Source organism: Acidovorax sp. 22279, from assembly GCF_052045435.1.
Classification (GTDB): Bacteria; Pseudomonadota; Gammaproteobacteria; order Burkholderiales; family Burkholderiaceae_C; genus Acidovorax; species Acidovorax delafieldii.
The window spans coordinates 118,067-141,423 of sequence record NZ_JBQEOV010000013.1 but is presented as its reverse complement, the minus strand read 5'-3'; the positions used below and the strand labels follow the sequence as shown (position 1 = coordinate 141,423).

The 23,357-nt window shown below is 65.3% G+C and carries 19 protein-coding genes; 16 read left to right on the top strand and 3 right to left on the bottom strand.

The window, feature by feature from the left end; all coding sequences use genetic code 11:
* Window positions 1–441 precede the first annotated feature (441 nt).
* On the bottom strand, window positions 442–1,404 hold the full coding sequence (locus ACTJKQ_RS17685; RefSeq protein WP_056067548.1) for a LysR substrate-binding domain-containing protein: 963 nt from the start codon (window positions 1,402–1,404) through the stop codon (window positions 442–444).
* A gap of 131 nt (window positions 1,405–1,535) precedes the next feature.
* Here ACTJKQ_RS17685 and ACTJKQ_RS17680 point away from each other — a divergent pair, with 131 nt between their 5' ends.
* The 13 genes from ACTJKQ_RS17680 to dgoD all read left to right on the top strand — a co-directional run bounded on the left by ACTJKQ_RS17680 (window position 1,536) and on the right by dgoD (window position 17,543).
* Window positions 1,536–2,987, top strand: a complete 1,452-nt coding sequence (locus ACTJKQ_RS17680; RefSeq protein ID WP_440597592.1) for an aldehyde dehydrogenase family protein — start codon at window positions 1,536–1,538, stop codon at window positions 2,985–2,987.
* Window positions 2,988–3,065: 78 nt separating this feature from the next.
* Window positions 3,066–4,031, top strand: coding sequence for an ABC transporter substrate-binding protein (locus ACTJKQ_RS17675; RefSeq protein ID WP_099732080.1), 966 nt, complete (start codon window positions 3,066–3,068; stop codon window positions 4,029–4,031).
* A gap of 210 nt (window positions 4,032–4,241) precedes the next feature.
* Window positions 4,242–5,312 (top strand): multiple monosaccharide ABC transporter substrate-binding protein, encoded by a 1,071-nt coding sequence (gene chvE, locus ACTJKQ_RS17670; protein WP_121419871.1) that lies wholly within the window; start codon window positions 4,242–4,244, stop codon window positions 5,310–5,312.
* A 110-nt stretch (window positions 5,313–5,422) separates the two neighbouring features.
* Window positions 5,423–6,940, top strand: coding sequence for a multiple monosaccharide ABC transporter ATP-binding protein (gene mmsA, locus ACTJKQ_RS17665; protein ID WP_440597591.1), 1,518 nt, complete (start codon window positions 5,423–5,425; stop codon window positions 6,938–6,940).
* Window position 6,941: 1 nt separating this feature from the next.
* Window positions 6,942–8,171 (top strand): multiple monosaccharide ABC transporter permease, encoded by a 1,230-nt coding sequence (gene mmsB / locus ACTJKQ_RS17660; protein ID WP_440597590.1) that lies wholly within the window; start codon window positions 6,942–6,944, stop codon window positions 8,169–8,171.
* Window positions 8,171–9,721, top strand: coding sequence for a sugar ABC transporter ATP-binding protein (locus ACTJKQ_RS17655; RefSeq protein WP_440597589.1), 1,551 nt, complete (start codon window positions 8,171–8,173; stop codon window positions 9,719–9,721). The genes mmsB and ACTJKQ_RS17655 overlap by 1 nt, the downstream gene beginning before the upstream one ends.
* Entirely contained in the window at window positions 9,714–10,766 is a 1,053-nt protein-coding gene (locus tag ACTJKQ_RS17650; RefSeq protein ID WP_440597588.1) for an ABC transporter permease, read from the top strand. Before ACTJKQ_RS17655 ends, ACTJKQ_RS17650 begins: the two co-directional genes overlap by 8 nt.
* Window positions 10,763–11,800 carry a galactofuranose ABC transporter, permease protein YjfF gene (yjfF, locus tag ACTJKQ_RS17645; protein WP_099730004.1) on the top strand — a complete coding sequence of 346 codons (1,038 nt, stop codon included), beginning with the start codon at window positions 10,763–10,765 and terminating at the stop codon, window positions 11,798–11,800. The genes ACTJKQ_RS17650 and yjfF overlap by 4 nt, the downstream gene beginning before the upstream one ends.
* Window positions 11,801–11,834: 34 nt before the next feature.
* Entirely contained in the window at window positions 11,835–13,568 is a 1,734-nt protein-coding gene (locus ACTJKQ_RS17640) for an IlvD/Edd family dehydratase (RefSeq protein ID WP_440597587.1), read from the top strand.
* A gap of 113 nt (window positions 13,569–13,681) precedes the next feature.
* Window positions 13,682–14,620, top strand: a complete 939-nt coding sequence (locus tag ACTJKQ_RS17635) for a dihydrodipicolinate synthase family protein (protein ID WP_440597586.1) — start codon at window positions 13,682–13,684, stop codon at window positions 14,618–14,620.
* 11 nt (window positions 14,621–14,631) lie between these two features.
* Window positions 14,632–15,681: a 2-dehydro-3-deoxygalactonokinase gene (locus ACTJKQ_RS17630; RefSeq protein ID WP_440597585.1), complete on the top strand. Its 1,050-nt coding sequence runs from the start codon at window positions 14,632–14,634 to the stop codon at window positions 15,679–15,681.
* On the top strand, window positions 15,678–16,337 hold the full coding sequence (locus ACTJKQ_RS17625) for a 2-dehydro-3-deoxy-6-phosphogalactonate aldolase (protein ID WP_440597584.1): 660 nt from the start codon (window positions 15,678–15,680) through the stop codon (window positions 16,335–16,337). The genes ACTJKQ_RS17630 and ACTJKQ_RS17625 overlap by 4 nt, the downstream gene beginning before the upstream one ends.
* 57 nt (window positions 16,338–16,394) lie before the next feature.
* A complete protein-coding gene (gene dgoD / locus ACTJKQ_RS17620) occupies window positions 16,395–17,543 on the top strand; it encodes a galactonate dehydratase (RefSeq protein WP_440597583.1) in 1,149 nt (382 codons plus the stop codon).
* Between the two features lie 208 nt (window positions 17,544–17,751).
* Here the strand turns inward: dgoD and ACTJKQ_RS17615 are convergent, their stop codons facing one another.
* Together ACTJKQ_RS17615 and ACTJKQ_RS17610 are read right to left on the bottom strand one after the other, a co-directional pair.
* Entirely contained in the window at window positions 17,752–17,943 is a 192-nt protein-coding gene (locus tag ACTJKQ_RS17615) for a hypothetical protein (protein WP_056067526.1), read from the bottom strand.
* 6 nt (window positions 17,944–17,949) lie between these two features.
* The gene (locus ACTJKQ_RS17610) at window positions 17,950–18,693 is read right to left on the bottom strand and encodes a sulfite exporter TauE/SafE family protein (RefSeq protein WP_440597582.1); all 744 of its coding nucleotides are present in this window, start codon (window positions 18,691–18,693) and stop codon (window positions 17,950–17,952) included.
* Window positions 18,694–18,767: 74 nt separating this feature from the next.
* On the opposite strand from ACTJKQ_RS17610, the gene ACTJKQ_RS17605 reads away from it, so the two are divergent.
* The 3 genes from ACTJKQ_RS17605 to ACTJKQ_RS17595 all read left to right on the top strand — a co-directional run bounded on the left by ACTJKQ_RS17605 (window position 18,768) and on the right by ACTJKQ_RS17595 (window position 23,304).
* Complete coding sequence (locus tag ACTJKQ_RS17605) at window positions 18,768–19,709, top strand: LysR family transcriptional regulator (protein WP_440597581.1); 942 nt, start codon at window positions 18,768–18,770, stop codon at window positions 19,707–19,709.
* Window positions 19,710–20,110: 401 nt separating this feature from the next.
* The gene (locus ACTJKQ_RS17600) at window positions 20,111–21,004 is read left to right on the top strand and encodes a hypothetical protein (protein WP_440597580.1); all 894 of its coding nucleotides are present in this window, start codon (window positions 20,111–20,113) and stop codon (window positions 21,002–21,004) included.
* Window positions 21,001–23,304, top strand: a complete 2,304-nt coding sequence (locus ACTJKQ_RS17595) for an ATP-dependent DNA helicase (RefSeq protein ID WP_440597579.1) — start codon at window positions 21,001–21,003, stop codon at window positions 23,302–23,304. The genes ACTJKQ_RS17600 and ACTJKQ_RS17595 overlap by 4 nt, the downstream gene beginning before the upstream one ends.
* The last annotated feature ends 53 nt before the right edge of the window (window positions 23,305–23,357 follow it).

Sequence of the window (23,357 nt, the reverse complement as noted above, 5' to 3'; positions counted from 1 at the left end):
CGATGGCCCGTGTGGCTGCTTGGATGTTCGGCTCCCCACCCCTGCTGGCTGCGCCTGCGGCGGGGCGGTTGCGGGGTGGCATGGGCGTCGGAGCGCCCATGCTTCGTGAACTGACTCGCCGTGGATGTCTGAGCGGCGCGCGCCAGCGCAGAGCGAGTTCCACGGCGCACCCCGCAACCGCCCCGCCGCAGGTTTGCCCCTTCGCACAGCGAAGGGGTCGCAGACTGGGGGTCGCCTTTCTTTTGGGTACTTTTCTTTGGCGAAGCAAAGAAAAGTACCTCGCCCGCCGGGGCGACTCCCGGCCTCCGCCCTGAACACAGGCACCCGGCCACATCAGCCCAAGAACCTAGAACCAGGGAAGCGCTTACCAATTTACTATCAAAACAATAGCTACCAGCGCATATCTCACTAGCGCATCCAGCCAATATCAACTCAAAACCATCAATCCCCCACCTCCAACCGCCTCCCGTACTGCACCAGACTCGTCTGCTTCAACGCCTTCATCATCACCTTCGCCGCTGGCGACAGCAGCCGGTCCGACCGCGTGATGATTCCGAACGCATCCATATGGCACGGCATCGCCAGCGGCAACACCGTCACGATCCCATGCGCCGCGTAATAGCGCGCCACATCCTCCGCCACCACCGCAATCATGTCGCTCTGCTGCAGCATGCGCGTGATGAACAGCAGGGCCGATGTCTCCACCGTATGCAGCGGCGGCGCCAGCCCGTCCTGCTGGAACATCAGGTCAAACCGGTGCCGCAACACGCTGCCAGCAGGCGGCACGATCCAGCTGGCCGACACCACATCGCGCAGCGTCAACCCGGTCATGCTCGACAGCGGGTGGCCCGGGCGCGTCATGGCGCAGACCAGCTCCTCCGTCAGCGACTCATAGCGCAGGTTCTCCTTGTCGTGCTCTTCGTACAAGCGGCCCACCACGATGTCGAGCTTGCCCTGCTCCAGCCGCTCCAGCAGCACGGGGCTGGTTTCGATGTCCAGCGAAATGCGCAGGCTGGGGTGCTCCTGCTTGACCTGTGCCACGGCGGCGGGCAACAGGCTCAGGCCCGGTGAGGTGATGGCGCCAATGCCTACCTGGCCGTAGTGCCCACGCTTGAGCGCGCCGATCTCATCGTGCGCCTGGTTCAGGTTGGCCAGGGCCATGCGGGCGTGGCGGATCATGGTTTCGCCGTACCAGGTGGGGCGCATGCCGCGTGGCAGGCGGTCAAACAGCGACACCTCCAGCACGTCCTCCAAGTCCTTGAGCAGCTTGGAGGCGGCCGGCTGCGTCATGCTGAGCACCTGAGCGGCGCGGTGGATGTTGCCCTCTTCGGCCAAGGCCACCAGCAGCAGCAGTTGGCGCGTCTTGAGGCGGGCGCGGATGAACCAGTGGTTGTAGGTGCTCATGGAGGGAGGACGGGAAAAGGGAGGGGTTTTCCAGAATGCAAAGAACGATATGTATTTTGTCTAAAAAACGATTGGATTGATATCGAAACCTTCCATAGACTTCGCCGCAACTGCAACAAAGGCCTCTCTCCATGAAGCTCGGCGACCTCCAGCTCAGCCCCCGGCACCTGATCAACGGCCGGTGGGAAATCGGCACCACCACCGGCATCAGCACCAATCCGTCGGACACCCGCGAGGTGGTGGCCGAATACGCCCGCGCCGACCGCAACCAGACCGAGCTGGCCGTGCGCGCGGCGGCCGACGCCCTGCCCACCTGGAGCCAGAGCACACCCCAACGCCGCGCCGACGTGCTGGACATGATCGGCAGCGAGCTGCTGGCACGCAAGGACGAGCTGGGCGCACTGCTGGCGCGTGAAGAAGGCAAGACGCTGCCCGAAGGCATCGCCGAGGTGGCGCGCAGCGGGCAGATTTTCAAGTTCTTTGCGGGCGAGGCGCTGCGCATTCAGGGCGAGCTGCTGGCCTCTGTGCGCCAGGGCGTGCAGGTGGACGTGACCCGTGAGCCCGTGGGCGTGGTGGGCATCATCGCGCCGTGGAACTTCCCGTTCGCCATCCCGGCCTGGAAGATAGCCCCGGCCCTGGCCTACGGCAACACCGTGGTGTTCAAGCCCGCCGAGCTGGTGCCCGCCTGTGGCTGGGCGCTGGCCGAAATCATCAGCCGCAGCGGCCTGCCCGCCGGTGCCTTCAACCTCGTCATGGGCAGCGGCCGCGAGGTGGGCCAGACGCTGGTGGACCACCCGCTGGTCAATGCGCTGAGCTTTACCGGATCGGTCGCCACAGGCGACCGCATCTTGCGTGCGGCCAGCCAGCGCCGTGCCAAGGTGCAGCTGGAGATGGGCGGCAAGAACCCGCTCATCGTGCTGGCCGACGCCGACCTGGACCAGGCGGTGGACTGCGCGCTGCAGGGCTCGTATTTCTCCACCGGCCAGCGCTGCACCGCATCGAGCCGCCTCATCGTCGAGGCCGAGGTGCACGACGCCTTTGTGGCGCGCCTGCGCAACCGGCTGGCCAGCCTGAAGGTGGGCCACGCGCTGGAGCGCGGCACCGAGATGGGCCCGGTGGTGGATGACAACCAGCTGGCGCAGAACCTGGGCTACATCGACATTGCAAAAAGCGAGGGAGCGGAGCATGTCTGGGGTGGCGAGCGCCTGGAGCGCCCCACCCCAGGCCACTACATGAGCCCCGCCCTCTTCCTGGCCCGGCCCGAGCACCGCGTGGCGCGCGAGGAAATCTTTGGCCCCGTGGCCTGCGTGCTGCGGGCCGACGACTACGACCAAGCGCTGGCCCTGGCCAATGACACGCCCTTTGGGCTGTGCGCGGGCATCTGCACCACGTCACTCAAGCGTGCCATGCACTTCAAGCGCCACGCCGCCGTGGGCATGACCATGGTGAACCTGCCCACGGCGGGCGTGGACTTCCATGTGCCGTTTGGCGGCCGCAAGGAATCGAGCTACGGCGCCCGCGAGCAGGGGCGCTACGCCGCCGAGTTCTACACCACGGTCAAGACGGGCTACATGCTGGCTTGAGCCCTGCCCTTTTCGAGTGTTCCTTCTTTCCATCCCGCAACCATCGTCAACCAACCATTACAGACAGGAGACAAGATGATGAAAATGAACCGCCGCACCGTTGCTGCCGCCTTGGCTAGCGTGCCCGTGGCCGCCTTGCTGCCCGGCACTGCCTGGGCGCAAAAGCCCCTCGTGCTGGGCTTCAGCCAGGTGGGGGCTGAGAGCGAATGGCGCACCGCCAACACCGAGTCCATCAAGTCGGCCGCCAAGGAGGCGGGCATCGAGCTGAAGTTCTCGGACGCGCAGCAAAAGCAGGAGAACCAGATCAAGGCCATCCGCTCGTTCATCGCACAGAAGGTGGACGTGATTGCGTTCTCGCCCGTGGTGGAGTCGGGCTGGGAGCCCGTGCTGCGCGAGGCCAAGGCCGCCAAGATTCCCGTGGTGCTGACCGACCGCGCAGTGAACACCAAGGACACGTCGCTGTACGTGACCTTCATGGGCTCGGACTTTGTGGAAGAAGGCCGCAAGGCCGGCCGCTGGCTGGTGGAGAAGATGAAGGACCAGAAGGGCGAGGTCAACATCGTCGAGCTGCAAGGCACCGTGGGCTCGGCCCCTGCCATCGACCGCAAGAAGGGCTTTGAGGAAATCATCAAGGCCGACCCCAAGTTCAAGATCATCCGCAGCCAGACCGGCGACTTCACCCGTGCCAAGGGCAAGGAAGTGATGGAAGCCTTCCTGAAGGCCGAGGGCAAGAAGATCAACGTGCTGTACGCGCACAACGACGACATGGCGATTGGCGCCATCCAGGCCATCGAAGAGGCCGGCATGAAGCCTGCCAAGGACATCGTGATCATCTCCATCGACGCGGTGAAGGGCGCCTTCGAAGCCATGATCGCCGGCAAGCTCAACGTGAGCGTGGAGTGCAGCCCCCTGCTGGGCCCGCAGCTGATGAGCGCCGTCAAGGACATCAAGGCTGGCAAGGCCGTTCCCAAGCGCATCGTGACCGAAGAAGGCATCTTCCCGATGGAAGTGGCGGCGAAGGAAATGCCGAACAGGAAGTATTAACCCCCTGAGGCGCTGCGCGCCTTCCCCCTTTCTCTCGCATCGCTGCGCGATGCGGGAAGGGGGACGCCACCGGCGCCCGCAAGTGAAACGCAGCCTTCGCTGCATGGCGGCCCTTGGGCGGTGGCTCTGGCACTGGGTCGCGACAGTTTCGTAGGCCGTGACGCATCCAAGCGGCAATCAAATCAAAACAACATCAGGAGACAGACTCAAATGAAGCGTGCAATTTTCAAGGCCGTCTTGGCCACCGTGGCACTGGCTGCCATCGGAGCCACGTCCGTGGCATCGGCCCAGGACAAGGGCACCATCGGCATATCGATGCCCACCAAGTCCTCAGCGCGCTGGATTGCCGATGGCGACAACATGGTCAAGGTGCTCAAGGACCGGGGCTACAAGACCGACCTGCAGTACGCCGAAGACGACATCCCCAACCAGTTGGCGCAGATCGAGAACATGATCACCAAGGGCGCCAAGGTGCTGGTGATCGCGTCGATTGACGGCACCACGCTGTCGCGCGTGCTGCAAAGTGCGGCCGACAAGGGCGTGAAGGTCATTGCGTACGACCGCCTCATCAAGGGATCAAAGAACGTGGACTACTACGCCACGTTCGACAACTTCCAGGTGGGCGTGCTGCAGGCCACGTCCATCGTGGACAAGTTGGGCCTCAAGCAAGGCAAGGGCCCGTTCAACATTGAACTGTTCGGCGGCTCGCCCGACGACAACAACGCCTTCTTTTTCTACGACGGCGCGATGAGCGTGCTGCAGCCCTACATCGACAGCGGCAAGCTTGTGGTGCGCAGCAAGCAGACCGGCATGAACAAGGTGGGCACGCTGCGCTGGGATGGCTCGGTGGCCCAGGCGCGCATGGACAACCTGCTGTCGGCCTACTACGGCAAGGACAAGGTGCATGCGGTGCTGTCGCCCTATGACGGCATCTCCATCGGCATCCTGTCCTCCCTCAAGGGCGTGGGCTACTGCACCGCCCAGCAGCCCTGCCCTGTGGTCAGCGGCCAAGACGCTGAGGTGCCTTCCATCAAGTCCATCCTGAAGGGCGAACAGTCTTCCACCGTGTTCAAGGACACCCGCGAGCTGGCCAAGGTGGCCGCCAACATGGTGGACGCCGTGCTGACAGGCAAGCAGCCCGAGATCAACGACACCAAGACCTACAACAACGGCGTGAAGGTGGTGCCCTCGTACCTGCTCAAGCCCGTGTCGGTGGACGTATCCAACTGGAACACGGTGCTGGTCGGCAGTGGCTACTACAAAGAGTCTCAGATCAAGTGAGCGCGAGCGGCTTCTGCATCTAAAGCCGCCGCCTGCGAATGCCTCTGGGGCAGCGCAGGCGGCCTGCAACCGGGATGGGGCTAGAGGCCCCACCAACAGATTGAGAGACCATGCTTCTTGAAATGCGGAACATCCGCAAAACCTTCCCCGGCGTAGTGGCGCTGAACCAGGTCAACCTGCAGGTGCAGGCCGGGGAGATTCATGCCATCGTCGGCGAAAACGGGGCGGGCAAATCCACGCTGATGAAGGTGCTGTCGGGTGTGTACCCGCACGGCAGCTACAGCGGCCAGATCCTGTTCGACGGGCAGGAGCGCCAGTTTGCGGGTATCCGCGACAGCGAGCACCTGGGCATCATCATCATTCACCAGGAGCTGGCGCTAGTACCGCTGCTGTCGATTGCCGAGAACATCTTCCTGGGCAACGAAACCGCGCGGCACGGCGTCATCGACTGGATGGCTGCCCACAGCCGCGCCCAGGCACTGCTGCACAAAGTGGGCCTGCGCGAGTCGCCTGACACACCGGTGGGCCAGCTGGGTGTGGGCAAGCAGCAGCTGGTGGAAATTGCCAAGGCGCTGTCGCGCAAGGTGCGCCTGCTGATACTGGACGAGCCCACAGCCAGCCTGAACGAGAACGACAGCCAGGCCCTGCTGGACCTGCTGCTGGAGCTGAAAGCCCAGGGCATCACCTGCATCCTGATCTCGCACAAGCTCAACGAAATCTCGCGCGTGGCGGATGCGATCACCGTGCTGCGCGATGGCAGCACCGTGCAGATGTTGGACTGCCGCGAAGGCCCGGTGAGCGAGGACCGCGTGATCCAGGCCATGGTGGGCCGCGAGATGAGCGACCGCTACCCCCAGCGCCAGCCGCAAGTGGGTGACATTGTTTTTGAGGTGCGCAACTGGCGCGCCCACCACCCGCAGCGCAGCGACCGCGAGTACCTCAAAGGCATCGACCTGAATGTGCGGCGCGGCGAGATAGTAGGCATTGCGGGCCTGATGGGCGCAGGCCGCACAGAGCTGGCCATGAGCATCTTCGGCCGCTCGTGGGGCCAGCGCATCAGCGGCGAAGTGCGGCTGCACGGCCAGCCCATCGACGTGAGCACGGTGGAAAAGGCCGTGCGCCACGGCCTGGCCTATGTGACCGAAGACCGCAAGGGCAATGGCCTGGTGCTGAACGAAGACATCCAGTTCAACACCTCGCTGGCCAACCTGCCGGGCGTGTCGTTCGCCAGCGTGATCGACAGCGGTCAGGAACACCGCGTGGCACAGGACTACCGCGAGAAGCTGCGCATCCGCTGCTCGGGCGTGGACCAGAAGACGCTGAACCTCTCGGGCGGCAACCAGCAAAAAGTGGTGCTGAGCAAATGGCTGTTCACCAGCCCCGAAGTGCTCATCCTCGACGAGCCCACGCGCGGCATCGACGTGGGCGCCAAGTATGAGATCTACACCCTCATCGCCCAGCTGGCGGCCGAGGGCAAATGCGTGATCGTGATCTCCTCCGAAATGCCTGAGCTTCTGGGCATCACGGACCGCATCTATGTGATGAACGAAGGCCGCTTTGTGGCCGAGATGCCGACGGCCGAAGCATCCCAAGAACGAATCATGCGAGCGATTGTGAAAGCCAGTTGATATGAGCCAGACCACCCATCCCCCCGCCAGCACGCTGGCCGACGGCAGCACGACAGCAGCGGCGCGGCACGACAAATCGCTGTTGCAGCACCTGCAGCACAACCTGCGCGAATACGGCATGTTGATCACGCTGGTGGCCATCATGGGCTTCTTCCAGTACATGACCGAGGGCACGCTGATGCAGCCCTTGAACCTCACCAACCTGGTGCTGCAGAACAGCTACATCGTCATCATGGCGCTGGGCATGCTGCTGGTCATCGTGGCCGGGCACATCGACCTGTCGGTGGGCTCGGTGTGTGGCTTCATCGGCGCGCTGGCAGCGGTGCTGATGGTCGAATACAACTGGCACTTTGTACCGGCCACGCTGGTGTGCCTGCTGTGCGGCGGACTCATTGGCGCCATTCAAGGCAGCTTTGTGGCGTTCTCGCGCATTCCGTCGTTCATCGTCACGCTGGCGGGCATGCTGGTGTTCAAGGGCCTGGCGCTGGCGCTGCTGGCGGGGCAGTCGGTGGGGCCGTTCCCCTCGGCATTCCAGATGCTCAGCTCTGGTTTTATCCCCGACCTGTTCAGCGTGGAAGGCCTGCGCCTGACCTCACTGCTGCTGGGCGCGGCCGTAGCCGCAGCCCTGGCCGTGGGTGGCCTGCGCCAGCGCGCCAACCGGCTGCGCCACGGCGTGCAGACAGAGCCTGCAGGTCTGTTCATCGCCCGCACCGTGGTGTTTGGTGGGCTGCTGGTGTACTTCAGCTACCTGCTCGCCTCGTACAAGGGCCTGCCCAACGTGCTGATCGTGATGGCGCTGCTGATCGTGCTGTTCGACTTTGTCACCAGCCGCACCACCGTCGGCCGTCGCATTTATGCCATGGGCGGCAACGAGAAGGCGGCCAAGCTCTCGGGCATCAAGACCGAGCGGCTCACGCTGTATGCCTTCATCAACATGGGCGTGTTGGCAGCCCTGGCCGGGCTGGTGTTTGCGGCGCGGCTCAACACCGCCACGCCCAAGGCGGGCCTGGGTTTTGAGCTGGACGTGATTGCTGCCTGCTTCATCGGCGGCGCATCGGCATCGGGCGGCGTGGGCAAGGTGATGGGCGCGGTCATCGGCGCCTTTGTGATGGGCGTGATGAACAACGGCATGTCCATCCTGGGCATCGGCATCGACTACCAGCAGGTCATCAAGGGCGTCGTGCTGCTCGCAGCCGTGCTCGTGGATGTCTACAACAAGAACAAAGCGTGATGACCCCCATGGACGCGTCCACCGCTCACGCCCCCGCTGCCGCGCCGGTGCTGCAGCTTTCGGGCATCCAAAAGCAGTTTGCAGGCATCCCCGTGCTGCGCGATGTGCAGCTCAACCTCTACCCTGGCGAGATCCATGCGCTGATGGGACAGAACGGTGCGGGCAAGTCCACCCTGATCAAGGTGCTGACAGGCGTGTTGGAGGCCAGCGGCGGCCAGATGCGGCTGGGCGGAGCAGCGGTGTGGCCGGACTCGCCGCTGGCGGCGCAGCGCCTGGGCATCAGCACCGTGTACCAGGAGGTCAACCTCTGCCCCAACCTCTCGGTGGCCGAGAACATCTTTGCGGGCCGCTATCCGCGCTGCGGCATTGCGCAGGGCTTTCGCATCGACTGGGCCACGCTGCACCAGCGCGCCCGCGATCTGGTGGCGCGCATCGGCCTAAAGATCGACGTGACGCGCCTGCTGTCGGACTACCCCGTGGCCGTGCAGCAGCTGGTGGCGATTGCGCGCGCACTCAGCATCGAATCACGCGTGCTGATCCTGGATGAGCCCACCTCCAGCCTGGACGACGACGAGGTGCAAAAGCTCTTTGAGGTGCTGCGGCGCCTGCGCAGCGAGGGACTGTCCATCGTCTTTGTGACGCATTTCCTGAACCAGGTGTATGCCGTATCCGACCGCATCACCGTGCTGCGCAACGGCAGCTGGGTGGGCGAGTGGCTGGCCAAAGACCTGGGGCCACAGGCACTGATCGCAGCCATGCTGGGCCGCGACCTGGCCGCAGCGTCGGAGCAACCCGCACCAGCGCCCTCCGTGGACAGCCGCCAGGCCACGCTGCTGCAAACCGAGGGCCTGGGGCAGGACACGCAACTGCAGCCGCTGGACCTGCAGATCCGCGCGGGCGAGGTGGTGGGCCTGGCGGGGCTGCTGGGCTCGGGCCGCACCGAGCTGGCGCGCCTGCTGTTTGGCCTGGAGCAGCCCGACCGGGGCGCGCTGCGCATCGACGGGCAGGTGGTGAAGTTTGCCAACCCCATGGACGCCATCCGCCATGGCCTCGCCCTGTGCCCCGAAGAGCGCAAGACCGACGGCATCGTGGCCGAACTCTCGGTGCGCGAGAACATTGCGCTGGCGCTGCAGGCGCGCATGGGTGTGAGCAAGTTCCTTTCGCGCGCCGAGCAGACTGCGCTGGCCGTGCGCTATGTGAAGCTGCTGGGCATCAAGACCGAGACGGTGGACAAGCCCATCGGCTTGCTCTCGGGCGGCAACCAGCAAAAGGCCATCCTTGCGCGCTGGATGGCCATCGAGCCGCGACTGCTGATCCTGGACGAACCCACGCGCGGCATCGACGTGGCCGCCAAGCAGGAAATCATGGACCAGATCCTGCGCCTGGCCCAGGGCGGCATGGCCGTTCTGTTCATCTCTTCCGAAATGAGCGAGGTGGTGCGCGTGGCGCACCGCATCGTGGTGCTCCGCGACCGCCACAAGGTGGGTGAGCTGCCTGCGGGCAGCAGCGAAGACGCCGTCTACGAACTCATCGCCGCAGAACATGCTTGAACGTTCCCCCTCTCCTTCCCTTTTTGCCGCGCTGATGCGACACCGCTTGGCGTGGCCCGCCGTCACGTTGCTGCTCCTGCTGGCCATCAATACGGCTTTCAACGCCAGTTTTCTACACATCGAATGGCGCGATGGGCACCTGTACGGCAGCCTCATCGACATACTGAACCGCGCCGCACCGCTGGTGCTGGTTTCGCTGGGCATGACGCTGGTGATTGCCACACGCGGCATCGATATTTCGGTGGGCGCGACGGTGGCCATTGCAGCGGCCGTGGCAGCGTGGCTGATCGGCGGCTCGGTGTCGGGCACCGAGAGCCGGTTTCCACTGCCCGTCGCCATCCTGGGCGCCATCGGCGTGGCGCTGCTGTGCGGGCTGTGGAATGGCGTGCTGGTCGCCAAGGTGGGCATGCAGCCCATCATTGCCACACTGATCCTCATGGTGGCGGGCCGGGGCATTGCCCAGCTCATCACCGACGGGCAGATCATCACCATCTACTACACGCCCTACTTCTTCATGGGCGGTGGGTACCTGGCAGGGCTGCCGTTCTCTGTGTTCGTAGTGGCCGCAGTCTTCGTGGTGCTGTACCTCGCCATCACGCGCACGGCGCTGGGCCTGTTCATCCAGGCAGTGGGCATCAACCCCACGGCGGCGCGGGTAGCGGGCGTGCAGGCGGGGCGGCTTATCGTGGCGGCCTATGTGTTCTGCGGCGTGTGCGCGAGCATTGCGGGGCTGCTGATCAGCTCCAACGTGAAGAGCGCGGATGGCAACAACGCTGGGCAGCTGCTGGAGCTGGACGCCATCCTGGCCGTCACGCTGGGTGGCACCGCCCTCACCGGAGGCCGCTTCAGCCTGGTGGGCAGCGTGATTGGTGCGCTCATCATCCAGACGCTGACCTACGCCATCTACTCGCTGGGCGTGCCGCCCGAGATCAACCTGGTGGTGAAGGCCGTGGTGGTGTTCATCGTGATGCTGCTGCAGTCGCCCGAGTTCCGGGCGCAAGTCGGCGCCCTGGCACGCCGCCCCGGCGCGGGAGCTTTGCCATGAGCGCCGTACCCAAAACCGCAGGCTTCGGCACCGTGAACCACCCTGCCCCACAGGCCACCGCCGCGCGCGCGCGGTTCAACCCCAAGTACCTGCCGCTGGCAGCCACCATCTCGCTGTTCGTGGCCATGGCCACGCTGGGTTCGGTGCTGTACACCGGGTTCTTCTCGGCCCAGGTGTTCCTCAACCTGCTGATCGACAACGCCTTCCTCATCATCGTGGCGGTGGGCATGACGTTCGTGATCCTGTCGGGCGGCATCGACCTCTCGGTGGGCTCGGTGGTGGCGCTGACCACCATGGTGCTGGCCGCGCTGGTGGAACACCGGGGCTGGAACCCGATGGTCGCCATCCCGCTGGTGTTGCTGATGGGCACGGCATTTGGCGCGTTCATGGGTTTCCTCATCGAGCGCTTTCGGCTTCAGCCCTTCATCGTCACGCTGGCAGGCATGTTCCTGGCGCGGGGGCTGTGCTACCTGATCAGCATCGACTCCATCAGCATCACACACGAAGGCTATTCGGAGCTGGCCCAGTGGCGCCTGCCGCTGTGGGAAGGCGCATCCCTATCGCTGGGGGCGCTCATCGCCATCGCCGTGCTGCTGGTTGCCCTGTTTGTGGCGCACTGCACGCCGTTTGGCCGCAGCGTGTATGCGGTGGGCGGCAGCGAGCACTCGGCTGTGCTCATGGGCCTGCCGGTGCGCCGTACGCTGATTGGCGTGTACACGCTGTCGGGCTTTTGCTCGGCACTGGCGGGCGTGGTGTTCACGTTCTACATGCTGTCGGGCTATGGCCTGCATGCTGTGGGCATGGAGCTGGACGCAATTGCTGCCGTGGTCATTGGCGGAACGCTACTGACGGGTGGCGTGGGCTATGTGGCGGGCACGCTGTTTGGCGTGCTCATGCTCGGAATCATCCAGACCCTGATTTCCTTCGACGGCACGCTCAGCTCCTGGTGGACGCGCATCGTCGTTGGTGTGCTGCTGTTCGCTTTCTGTCTGCTGCAGCGGCTGCTTTCGCGCCGCTCGGGCAAGGCCCGTTGAGTCTTCATTTTTCCTCTTTCTCTCGCACCCCACCATGACCACCCCCAAGCACAAACTCCGCTCCGCCGAATGGTTCGGCACGGCCGACAAGAACGGCTTCATGTACCGCAGCTGGATGAAGAACCAGGGCATCCCCGACCACGCGTTTGACGGCCGGCCTGTGATCGGCATCTGCAACACCTGGTCCGAGCTGACCCCGTGCAATGCTCACTTTCGCAAGATCGCCGAGCATGTGAAACGCGGCATTTACGAGGCGGGTGGCTTCCCCGTCGAGTTCCCGGTGTTCTCCAACGGCGAATCCAACCTGCGCCCCACGGCCATGCTCACACGCAACCTGGCCAGCATGGACGTGGAAGAGGCCATTCGCGGCAACCCCATCGACGCGGTGGTGCTGCTGGTGGGCTGCGACAAGACCACGCCTGCGCTGCTGATGGGCGCGGCCAGCTGCGATGTGCCCGCCATCGTGGTCACGGGCGGGCCCATGCTCAACGGCAAGCTCGACGGCAAGGACATCGGCTCGGGCACGGCCGTGTGGCGCCTGCACGAGTCACTGAAAGCTGGCGAGATCAACGAACACCAGTTCTTCGCGGCCGAGGCCGGCATGTCACGCTCCGCCGGCACCTGCAACACCATGGGCACGGCCAGCACCATGGCCTGCATGGCCGAGTCGCTGGGCACCTCACTGCCGCACAACGCAGCCATCCCGGCCGTGGACTCGCGCCGCTATGTGCTGGCCCACATGTCGGGCAAGCGCATTGTGGAGATGGCACACGAAGGGCTCACGCTCTCCAAGATCCTGACCCGCGAGGCGTTTGAGAACGCGATCCGCACCAACGCCGCCATCGGCGGCTCCACCAACGCGGTCATCCACCTCAAGGCCATCGCAGGCCGCATCGGCGTGCAGCTGGACCTGGAGGACTGGACGCGCATTGGCCGTGGTACGCCCACGCTGGTAGACCTGCAGCCCTCGGGCCGCTTCCTGATGGAAGAGTTCTACTACGCGGGCGGCCTGCCCGCCGTGCTGCGCCGCCTGGGCGAGAACGGCCTGCTGCCCCACCCCAACGCACTCACCGTCAACGGCAAGAGCCTGTGGGACAACGTGCGCGAAGCCCCGCAATACAACGACGAGGTGATCCGCCCGATCAGCAACCCGCTGATTGCCGACGGTGGCATCTGCATATTGCGCGGCAACCTGGCGCCGCGTGGCGCGGTGCTCAAGCCCTCCGCCGCCTCGCCCGAACTGCTCAAGCACCGGGGCCGCGCCGTGGTGTTCGAGAACCTGGAGCACTACAAGGAGCGCATCGTCGATGAGAACCTGGACATCGACGCCAGCTGCGTGATGGTGCTCAAGAACTGCGGCCCCAAGGGCTACCCCGGCATGGCCGAGGTGGGCAACATGGGCCTGCCGCCCAAGCTTCTGCGCCAGGGCGTGAAGGACATGGTGCGCATATCCGACGCCCGCATGAGCGGCACCGCCTACGGCACCGTGGTGCTGCACGTGGCGCCCGAGGCGGCAGCCGGTGGTCCGCTGGCTGCTGTGCGCGATGGCGACTTCATTGAGCTGGACTGCGAGAACGGCCGCCTGCACCTGGACATCAGCGACGAGGAACTGGCAGCACGCCTGGCCGCGTTGGCGGGCGCGGACAACGGCGGACGCGGCGGCTACCAACGGCTGTATGTGGACCACGTACTGCAGGCGGACGATGGTTGCGACTTTGACTTCTTGGTCGGCTGCCGGGGGGCTGCTGTGCCCCGCCACTCGCATTGATGTGCCCCACTGAGGCGCTCGTCACAGTCAATTGCTACAGATTCAATAGCTACCAGCGCTTATTCAACTAGCGCTATAGGCATATTTCACTCAAATTCTTACCCGCACCCGCCATGCCAGCCACCCATTCCCTCCAGAACCCTCGCTACCGCGGCATCTTCCCCGTGGTGCCCACCACGTTCCATGAAGACGGCCGCCTCGACCTCGACAGCCAGAAGCGCTGCCTCGACTTCATGATCGACGCCGGTGTGGACGGCGTGTGCATCCTGGCCAACTTCTCCGAGCAGTTCTCGCTGTCCGATGCCGAGCGCGAAGTCCTCACCCGCACGTCGCTGGAGCATGTGGCGGGCCGTGTGCCGGTTATCGTCACCACCACCCACTACGGCACCCGCGTGTGTGCCGAGCGCAGCCGCGCCGCGCAGGACATGGGTGCCGCCATGGTGATGGTCATGCCGCCTTACCACGGTGCCACCTTCCGCGTGCCCGAGGCGCAGATCTACGAGTTCTATGCCCGTGTGTCCGACGCGATCCGCATTCCGATCATGGTGCAGGACGCACCCGCCAGCGGCACCGTGCTGTCGGCCCCCTTCCTGGCCCGCATGGCGCAGGAGATTGAAAACCTGGCCTACTTCAAGATCGAAGTGCCCGGCGCCGCCAGCAAGCTGCGCGAGCTGATCCGCCTGGGCGGAGACGCCATCGAAGGCCCGTGGGACGGCGAAGAGGCCATCACCCTGCTGGCCGACCTGGATGCGGGCGCCACGGGCGCCATGACGGGCGGCGCCTTCCCCGACGGCATTCGCCCCATCATCGAGGCGCACCGCCGGGGCGACATGGACCAGGCGTTTGCGCTCTACCAGCGTTGGTTGCCCCTCATCAACCACGAAAACCGCCAGGGCGGCATCCTCACGGCCAAGGCACTGATGAAGGAAGGCGGCGTGATCGCCTGCGAGGCAGGCCGCCACCCCTTCCCCGCCATGCACCCCGAGGTGCGGCGCGGCCTGATCGATATCGCGCGGCGGCTGGATCCGCTCGTTCTGCGCTGGGCACGTTAAGCAGGACACCCATGGCGCCTGCACGTTATCTGGTGCCCGCCGAGGCGGGCCTGATTGCCCTGGACTGGGGCACCAGCGCATTGCGCGCCTTCCGCATGGGCGCGCATGGCGAGGTGCTGGAAACGCGGCACCGCCCCTGGGGAATCATGAACCTGCCCCCCGCCACCGCGAGCGTGGCAGACGGCGAGCCCGGCGCCGCGTTTGAACGCGCACTGCAAGACACCTGCGGCGACTGGCTGGCCGCCACACCCGGCCTGCCCCTGCTGGCCTGCGGCATGGTGGGCAGCGCCCAGGGCTGGCGCGAGGCCAAGTACCTGCCGACGCCCACCTCGCTTGATGCACTGGCGCGGGGCCTGACGCTGGTGGCGCGGCGCGACGGCCCGCCGCTGCACATCGTGCCGGGCCTGTTGCAGCAGGGCGCGCTGCCCAACGTGATGCGCGGCGAAGAAACCCAGGTTCTGGGGGTGCTGGCAGGCCTTGCACTGCGTGCGGATGGGCCCGTGCTCATCGGCCTGCCCGGCACCCACAGCAAATGGGTGCTGGCACGCCAAGGCCACATCGAAGAGTTCCACACCTTCATGACCGGCGAGGTGTTTGCCGCTCTGCGCGGCCACACGATTCTGGGCAAGACCATGCAGGCTGCAGTTACACCCGACGACGATGCCTTTGCGCGCGGTCTGGAGGTTGCGCGGGGCAGCGACGCCGCGCTGGGTCTGCTCTCGCACATCTTCAGCACACGCACGCTGGGCTTGACAGGAACATTGGCGCCCACAGCCCAAGCGGATTACCTCTCGGGCCTGCTGATCGGGCACGAGGTGGCAAGCCTTGCACGCGCACAGGATCAAACCGCACCAACACCACCAACGCTGGTGCTCTGCGGCGAGCCCGACCTGTGCCGCCGCTACGCCGTCGCAATGCAGGCCTACGGCTTTGCCGCCCCCACCATCGCCACGCATGCCACGGCCACCGGGCTGTGGCAAATCGCGCTGGCGGCAGGGCTGGTCGTTGCGCCCGCACCCGCCCCCTCACACCCCTTCACCGCCGGGAGTCTGGCTGCATGAACCCCATCGACAAAACCCTGTTCCACATCCTGCAGCGCTGCGGGCTCATCGCCATCCTGCGCGGCGTGCAGCCGCACGAGGTGGTGGCCATCGGCCACGCGCTGTACGACGCAGGGTTTCGCATCATCGAAGTGCCGCTCAACTCCCCCGAGCCGCTGGCCAGCATCCGCGCGCTGCGCGATGCGCTGCCCGCCGACTGCCTCGTGGGTGCAGGCACGGTGCTCTCCATCGATGCCGTGGCCAATGTGGCCGCAGCCGGTGGGCAGATCATCGTCATGCCCCACAGCGACCCCGATGTGATCCGGGCCGCCCGCGCTGCCGGCATGGCCTGCGCGCCCGGCGTGGCCACGCTGACCGAGGCCTACGCCGCGCTGGCAGCGGGCGCCAACATGCTCAAGCTGTTCCCTGCCGAGGCGCTGCCGCCCCATGTGCTCAAGGCCTGGCGCGCCGTCATCACGCCGCCCATGGCACTGGTGCCCGTGGGCGGCATCGTGCCCGAGAGCATTGCGCCCTATGCCGCCGCTGGCGCCAGCGGCTTTGGCCTGGGATCGGCCCTGTACCGGCCCGGTGACCAGGCCCCCGAGGTGGCGCACAAGGCTGCAGCGTTTGCGCGGGCGTGGCAGGCGTCCTTTGGCACCGCGCCCGCCACGGCCTGAACCGCCCCCTACTCGTTCCAGACAACCCAGCACTTCTGAACCGACTGCCCATCCCCCATGAAGATCACCCGACTCACCACGTTCATCGTCCCGCCGCGCTGGTGCTTCCTCAAAATCGAAACCGACGAAGGAATCACCGGCTGGGGCGAACCCGTGCTGGAAGGCCGCGCGCACACCGTGGCCGCTGCGGTCGATGAGCTGGCAGACTACCTCGTCGGCAAGGACCCGCGCCACATCGAAGACCACTGGACCGTGCTGTACCGGGGCGGCTTTTACCGGGGCGGCGGCGTGCACATGAGCGCACTGGCCGGGATCGACCAGGCCCTGTGGGACATCAAGGGCAAGGCGTTGGGCGTGCCCGTGTCCGAGCTGCTGGGGGGCAATGTCCGCAGCCACATCAAGGTCTACAGCTGGATTGGCGGAGACCGCCCCAGCGAGACGGCTGCCGCTGCCCAGGCCGCCGTGGCGCGCGGCTTCACGGCCGTGAAGATGAACGGCACCGAAGAGGTGCAGTACGTGGACAGCTACGACAAGGTGGAGCGCTGCCTTCAAAACGTGGCCGCCGTGCGCGAGGCCGTGGGGCCGAATGTGGGGATTGGCGTGGACTTCCACGGTCGCGTGCACCGGCCCATGGCCAAGGTGCTGCTCAAGGAGCTGGAGCCCTACAAGCTTATGTTCATCGAAGAGCCTGTGCTGAGCGAACACGAAGAGGCGCTGAAGGAGATCGCCCGCATCTCATCCACCCCCATTGCCCTGGGCGAGCGTCTGTACTCGCGCTGGGACTTCAAGCGCGTGCTGCAAGGCGGCTATGCGGACATCATCCAGCCCGACCCCTCGCACGCAGGCGGCATCACCGAAACCCGCAAGATCGCCAGCATGGCCGAGGCCTACGACGTGGCCCTGGCCCTGCACTGCCCGCTGGGCCCGATTGCACTGGCGGCCAACCTGCAGCTGGATGCGGTTTGCTACAACGCCTTCATCCAGGAGCAGAGCCTGGGCATCCACTACAACCAGGCCAACGACCTGATGGACTATGTGTCCAACCCCGGGGTGTTTGCGTACCAGGGCGGGATGGTCGCCATCCCCACCGGGCCGGGGCTAGGGATTGAGGTGAACGAAGACTATGTGCGCGAGCGGGCGCAGGAGGGGCACCGGTGGAGGAACCCGGTGTGGCGGCATCGGGATGGGAGTTTTGCGGAGTGGTGAGGTGGTTGGGCGCCTTGTTATTGATGCGGCGCGGTTTACTCCAGAGTATCGATGGCGCTGTACATCAGCTTGCCCGGGGCTTCGGCAGCCTCGGCTCGAACGGGGCTCATGAATGGATTGCGCCAGATCAATAGGCTAGGAGCAGTCGCCCAGTTTCATCTTTCGAACGCTTGCTGGTACGGGGATGACTCTGTCAGCTCAGAGAAAGTCAGAGCGGTTTGGGCAAATCACAGGCTGCAAAAAACGCCACACGAGCTTCATCAAGCACCTCGACAAGCTCGTCTGCAACAAACTGTCTGCTTCCGATTTCAAGCAAACCTTCGCCTTGCAACACGTGTGCCAGCCGGTAAGCCCGCTCTAACAAGGCTGCAGCCTCAAGCAACTCCTTTTGTCCGCTCATACTGTGTCAGTGTGCCTGGATCAGATTGGCAGCCCCCAATCCGAGGAACACCATAAAAAGTGCCTTCTGGAAGACGGGGCCGACAAGGCGGCTACGTAGCAGCTCACCAAGCTTGAGCCCGCAAAATGCGCCGATCAATGCTCCACCGACTGCAATAGCAACAGACGACGAGATCAACCCCAAAGGGGCGGACATCTGCACTTTCACGGCGAGCGACAGAGTGGCCACGGTGAATGAAAGGCCCAGCGCTTGCACCATCTCGTCCTTGCCCAGCCGCAGCGTCTGCAAGTAGGGAACCCAGGGCAATACGAAGACGGCCGTGAGTGCCGTCACGAACCCGGTGGCCGCGCCTGTCGGCAGGCTGAGCCATTTGCTGGTGAGTGAAAGATCGGGCATCTGAGGTCGCCACAAGCCCCAGATGCCATAGGCCATGAGAATCACGCCCAGCCAGCCCTTGGTCGTTTGTGCGGAAACGGCGTCCCCCAGACCGGGCGCGCTCACAGTCACGATCGCGATTGCCAGCCAACCGGGCCACAGCCGGGATACCAGCGAGCGCAGGTGAGGGCCACGGCATTGCGCGATATTGGTTGCCAGCGAGGGTATGACCAACAGTGCGGCGGCTTGCACCGGGGGCATCCACAGCCCGAGCAAGCTCACGGCTACTGTAGGCAGCCCCATGCCGGTGACGCCCTTCACACCACCGGCCAGAACGAAAACAACGACCACCATCAAGAGCTGCAATATGTCCATGCCCTATGGTGTGTGCATGGCCCAAGTGCTGTCCATCGGATAGCAGTGAACAGATCCTTCGCGTATTCCGTAGGATGGCGGTCATGAGTACCCCTAAGCGCCGCACCACGGATTACCGCGTTGATCCGTTTGACCTGCACCTCTTTGCCGCCGTGATGGAGCATGGAACCATCACTGCCGCTGCTTCGTCCGTGAATCTGTCGTTGGCTGCGGCCAGCGCTCGCCTCAAGGGTCTTGAAGACGCAACCGGTTCGCAGTTGTTGGAGCGGTCCAAGTCGGGCGCAATACCCACCGATGCGGGACGCGCTCTGCTGCGCCATGCCAACCGCGTGCTGGCTGAGCTCGAATCGCTGCATGTAGAGATGGCGAGCTTTGGTCATGGATTGCGCGGGACCGTTCGGCTGCTGTGCAACACAGCCGCCATGTCCGAGAGCCTTCCGCGCACGATTGGCCAATTCTTGGTGAAGACCCCTGATCTTGATGTGGACGTGCAAGAGCTTTCGAGCGAGGCGGTCGTAGAGGCATTGCGCCGTGGCACTGCCGATCTGGGCATCGTCGCCGATTACGTGGACACCTCTGGGCTGCTTGTGCAGCCATGGGTCGATGACCGTCTGGTGGCACTCTTGCCAAAGCGCTGGTCTTTGGGCCGCCGCCGTTCCGTGGCGTATGGCGAATTGCTAGTGCATCCCTTTGTGGGTTTGGCCCGGGAGAGTGGACTCAGCCGCTTTCTGGCAGCCCAGGCCAGTCGCAGTGGCCGGGTCCCGCGCCATCGGGTGCGTCTGGGCGGATTTGACGCTGTCGCGCAATTGGTAGCCGAAGGCGTGGGAGTGGCGGTCATGTCCGAGAGCGCGGCTGCGCGCTTTGCCAAGTCAGGCACCCAGATCCTAGGGCTATCTGATGCTTGGTCTCGGAGAAAGCTGCTCGTTTGCATGACCCCGGCAGGCAGTGAACTGCCCAGCGTGAGCGCGCTGGCCAATGCGCTGCTGGGGGCGCATCCGCAGATTGGGAGCCGGTGAGCAGAGGAAGTTGGCTGGGTATGGGATAAGGATTGCAGTTGCCCGGTAGCCTGCTATCAGCGTCAGAACACTGACCGGCTGCAAACCCTGCGCTGCAGCCTCTCGCAACCGCTTCCAATTTTCCTGCGGCATAGACGGCCACGCGACAACAACTTCCGGTTGTTAGCCCAATGGCGGGCAGGAGCGTCCTCATTCAGGCCCCTGGTGACTCATTGCTTCTCCCTCGGAATGTCAACGAGGGAATGCTCACATTTCAATAGCTTTTAGCACCCACCCATATTGCGCCAGGTGCCGATCACACCCCCAACTCCTCTGCAACCCTGTTCTACCCTTGTCCAAAAAACAGTCCCTCCCAGACACTGTGATTAAAATCAGTGTGACGCCAGCCCTACCACCCCACCATGACGGCGCTGCCCTCCCCCACTTCGGACTCCCCGCCCTCCACCCCGATCACCCGCTTTCACCGCACGCGCCTGATGCAGATCTGGCGCTCGGCAGGCTGGCCGTGCAAGGATGGTCTGGAGATCGACCTGCTGGCTGCGGGCCTCATCAGTCTGCACATTGCGGCCGATGGTTGCGAAACCCTGCGCCTCACCGACGAAGGCATCCGCACGCTGGCGCAGGCCCGCCAGCGCGGCGTGCGTGCGCTGAGCCTGCACGACCGGCTGGGGCAGAAGTTTGCAGCGCAGTTGCTGGCTTCGGGGCGCATCGTGTGGACAGAGCTTTCAACGCGCGCGGTGATCGACAGCGTGCCGGTGGGGGATGGGGTGCCGCCTGCGGCCACAGCTGGTGCGCCCGCCAACACCACACCCGCGATGGCTCCGCTGTGGGCCGAGGATGACCACGCCCCCGCAGCCCGCGCCGCCGCCAACGTGTGGCGCATAGCACGGCCCGATCTTTTTTCGGTGCGCAACACCTCCGTGCCCGCCTACCTGCAGCCCATGGTGCATGAGGTGAAGGCGAGCCGGGCCGACCTGCTGTCGGACCTGCGGCACGACGCCAAACGGCAGGCCTACCAGTGGCTGTGCGAGGAGTGCTATTACGTCTTCCCGGCCGGCATTGCCGAGCCAGATGAGATCCCCGAGCACTTCGGCATCTGGGTGCTGCATGGCAGTGTGGAGGATGGGCGCTTTGAGCTGCTGCGCCCCGCACGGCACAACCGTTGCAACTTACCCTTTTCGGTATGGATGGCGCTGTGCAAGGCCACGCCGCTGCGCAGCGATGACGACATGGCTCAGACCCATTTGGGCGAGCCTGCCCCTCCCGCCACCGACACCCCGACCACCCCGCCATGACCTACACCGTGGCGGTGCGCGAGCTGTGCGAGTTCACCGCCAAGCAGGGCGACCTGGACCTGCGCTTCACGCCTGCGCCCACCGCGCTGGAAGGTATGGCAGGCCATGCGGTGGCAGCGTCACGGCGGGGTGCAGGCTACCGCGCCGAGGTGGCACTGAGCGGCAGTTACCAAACTCTGCGCGTGCGCGGCCGGGCCGATGGCTACGACCCCGCGCAGCAGCGCATCGACGAGGTCAAGACCTTCAAAGGGCGGCTGGACCGCCAACCCGCATCGCACCGCCACCTGCACTGGGCGCAGGCCAAGTTGTATGGCTGGCTGCTGTGCGAGCAGGAGCAGCTGGCGCACATCGACGTGGCCCTGGTATACCTGGACGTGGGCACGCAGCAGGAGACGGTGTTCACCGAACACTGCAGCGCCGACGACCTGCGCCAGCACTTCGAGACCCAGTGCCAGCGCTTCATTGCCTGGGCCGAACAGCAGCTGGCCCACCGTGCCGCACGCGATGCGGCACTGATCACCTTGGCGTTTCCCTTTGGCGACTTTCGCACCGGCCAGCGCCCGCTGGCCGAGGCCGTGTACAAGGCGGCAGTGGCGGGCCGCTGCCTGCTGGCCCAGGCGCCCACGGGCATTGGCAAGACCATGGGCACGCTGTTCCCGCTGCTCAAGGCAGCACCGGCCCAGCGCATCGACAAAGTGTTCTTTCTGGCCGCCAAAACCTCGGGGCGGCAGATGGCGCTGGATGCGCTGGCGCGCCTGGCCGACAGCGCGCCGGCGCTGCCCCTGCGTGTGCTGGAGCTGGTGGCGCGCGACAAGGCCTGCGAGCACCCCGACAAGGCCTGCCACGGCGAATCCTGCCCGCTGGCCCGGGGCTTTTACGACCGGCTGCCTGCCGCCCGCGCTGCCGCCGTGGCCCCCGCCAGCGCAGGCAACCCCGCGCCCGTCTTGCAACAAGCCCGTGTGCGCGACGTGGCCCTGCAGCATGACGTCTGCCCCTACTACCTGAGCCAAGAGCTGGCCCGCTGGGCCGATGTGGTGGTGGGCGACTACAACTACTACTTTGACCTGGGCGGGCTGCTGCACGGCCTCGCCCAGGCCAACCAGTGGTGCACGGCGCTGCTGGTGGACGAGGCCCACAACCTGGTGGAGCGCGGCCGCAAGATGTTCACGGCCGAGCTTCACCCCGCCGCCCTGGCCCGGGCCCGCAGCAGCCCCACCGCTGCGGAGCACGCGCCGGTGAAGAAGGCGCTGGACAAGGTGCGCCGCGCCTGGGTGGCGCTGGACAAGGCGCACCCGGCCCCGTACACGGTGCTCGAGACCTTCCCCGACAAGCTGCTGGCCTCGCTGCAGCAGTGCACCACCACGCTCACCGAACACTTCACCGACCACCCCACAGAACCCGACAGCGCGCTGCAGACCTTCTATTTCGACGCCCTGCACCTGCAGCGCATGGCCGACTTGCTCGATGCGCATTCGATGATGGACATCACCCAGGCTTCTGCCGCCCGCCACCAGCGGGCCTTCAAACCTGGCGATTCCGTGGTTTGCATCCGCAACGTGGTGCCCGCGCCCTTTCTGCAACCCCGCCTTGCAGCTGCACACACCAGCACCTTGTTCTCGGCCACGCTGCAGCCCGCGCGCTACTACGCCGACCTGCTGGGCCTTCCCGACGACCATGTGTGGGTGGACGTGGAATCGCCCTTTGCCGCGCACCAGCTGCAGGTGCAGGTGGCGCGCCACATCTCCACGCGCTACCCGCACCGCGTGGCATCGCTGGCACCGATTGCGGCGCTGATGGCGCAGCATTTTCGCGAGCGGCCCGGCAACTACCTGGCGTTTTTCAGCAGCTATGACTACCTGCAGCAGGCTGCCGCATTGTTTGCGCAGCAACACCCCGACGTGCCGCACTGGTGCCAGTCGCGCCGCATGCTGGAAGGCGAGCAGCGGGATTTTCTGGCGCGCTTTACCGACAGCAGTCAGGGCATTGCCTTTGCTGTGCTGGGTGGCGCGTTTGCCGAGGGCATCGACCTGCCGGGCAAGCGGTTGATCGGCGCCTTTCTGGCCACGCTGGGCCTGCCGCAGGTCAACCCCGTCAACGAACAGATCCGCGAGCGCATGCAGGCGCTGTTTGGCGCGGGCTACGACTACACCTACCTCTACCCCGGCCTGCAAAAGGTGGTGCAGGCCGCAGGCCGCGTGATCCGCACGCCCAGCGACGAGGGCGTGGTGCACCTGATGGACGACCGGTTTGCGCAGGCCCAGGTGCGTGCGCTGCTGCCTGCATGGTGGCAGGTGGACTGAGAGGCTGAGCCACAAAAAAAGGCCGGTCACCCGTTGGGGACCGGCCTTGCAAA

Coding starts and splice junctions, on each gene's coding strand:
- ACTJKQ_RS17680 (WP_440597592.1), top strand. CDS start 1,536: ATGAAGCTCGGCGACCTCCAGCTCAGCCCCCGGCACCTGATCAACGGC.
- ACTJKQ_RS17675 (WP_099732080.1), top strand. CDS start 3,066: ATGAAAATGAACCGCCGCACCGTTGCTGCCGCCTTGGCTAGCGTGCCC.
- ACTJKQ_RS17610 (WP_440597582.1), bottom strand. CDS start 18,693: ATGGACATATTGCAGCTCTTGATGGTGGTCGTTGTTTTCGTTCTGGCC.
- ACTJKQ_RS17650 (WP_440597588.1), top strand. CDS start 9,714: ATGCTTGAACGTTCCCCCTCTCCTTCCCTTTTTGCCGCGCTGATGCGA.
- ACTJKQ_RS17640 (WP_440597587.1), top strand. CDS start 11,835: ATGACCACCCCCAAGCACAAACTCCGCTCCGCCGAATGGTTCGGCACG.
- ACTJKQ_RS17595 (WP_440597579.1), top strand. CDS start 21,001: ATGACCTACACCGTGGCGGTGCGCGAGCTGTGCGAGTTCACCGCCAAG.
- ACTJKQ_RS17635 (WP_440597586.1), top strand. CDS start 13,682: ATGCCAGCCACCCATTCCCTCCAGAACCCTCGCTACCGCGGCATCTTC.
- ACTJKQ_RS17605 (WP_440597581.1), top strand. CDS start 18,768: ATGGCGGTCATGAGTACCCCTAAGCGCCGCACCACGGATTACCGCGTT.
- chvE (WP_121419871.1), top strand. CDS start 4,242: ATGAAGCGTGCAATTTTCAAGGCCGTCTTGGCCACCGTGGCACTGGCT.
- ACTJKQ_RS17655 (WP_440597589.1), top strand. CDS start 8,171: ATGACCCCCATGGACGCGTCCACCGCTCACGCCCCCGCTGCCGCGCCG.
- ACTJKQ_RS17600 (WP_440597580.1), top strand. CDS start 20,111: ATGACGGCGCTGCCCTCCCCCACTTCGGACTCCCCGCCCTCCACCCCG.
- dgoD (WP_440597583.1), top strand. CDS start 16,395: ATGAAGATCACCCGACTCACCACGTTCATCGTCCCGCCGCGCTGGTGC.
- ACTJKQ_RS17630 (WP_440597585.1), top strand. CDS start 14,632: ATGGCGCCTGCACGTTATCTGGTGCCCGCCGAGGCGGGCCTGATTGCC.
- ACTJKQ_RS17615 (WP_056067526.1), bottom strand. CDS start 17,943: ATGAGCGGACAAAAGGAGTTGCTTGAGGCTGCAGCCTTGTTAGAGCGG.
- yjfF (WP_099730004.1), top strand. CDS start 10,763: ATGAGCGCCGTACCCAAAACCGCAGGCTTCGGCACCGTGAACCACCCT.
- ACTJKQ_RS17625 (WP_440597584.1), top strand. CDS start 15,678: ATGAACCCCATCGACAAAACCCTGTTCCACATCCTGCAGCGCTGCGGG.
- mmsA (WP_440597591.1), top strand. CDS start 5,423: ATGCTTCTTGAAATGCGGAACATCCGCAAAACCTTCCCCGGCGTAGTG.
- ACTJKQ_RS17685 (WP_056067548.1), bottom strand. CDS start 1,404: ATGAGCACCTACAACCACTGGTTCATCCGCGCCCGCCTCAAGACGCGC.
- mmsB (WP_440597590.1), top strand. CDS start 6,942: ATGAGCCAGACCACCCATCCCCCCGCCAGCACGCTGGCCGACGGCAGC.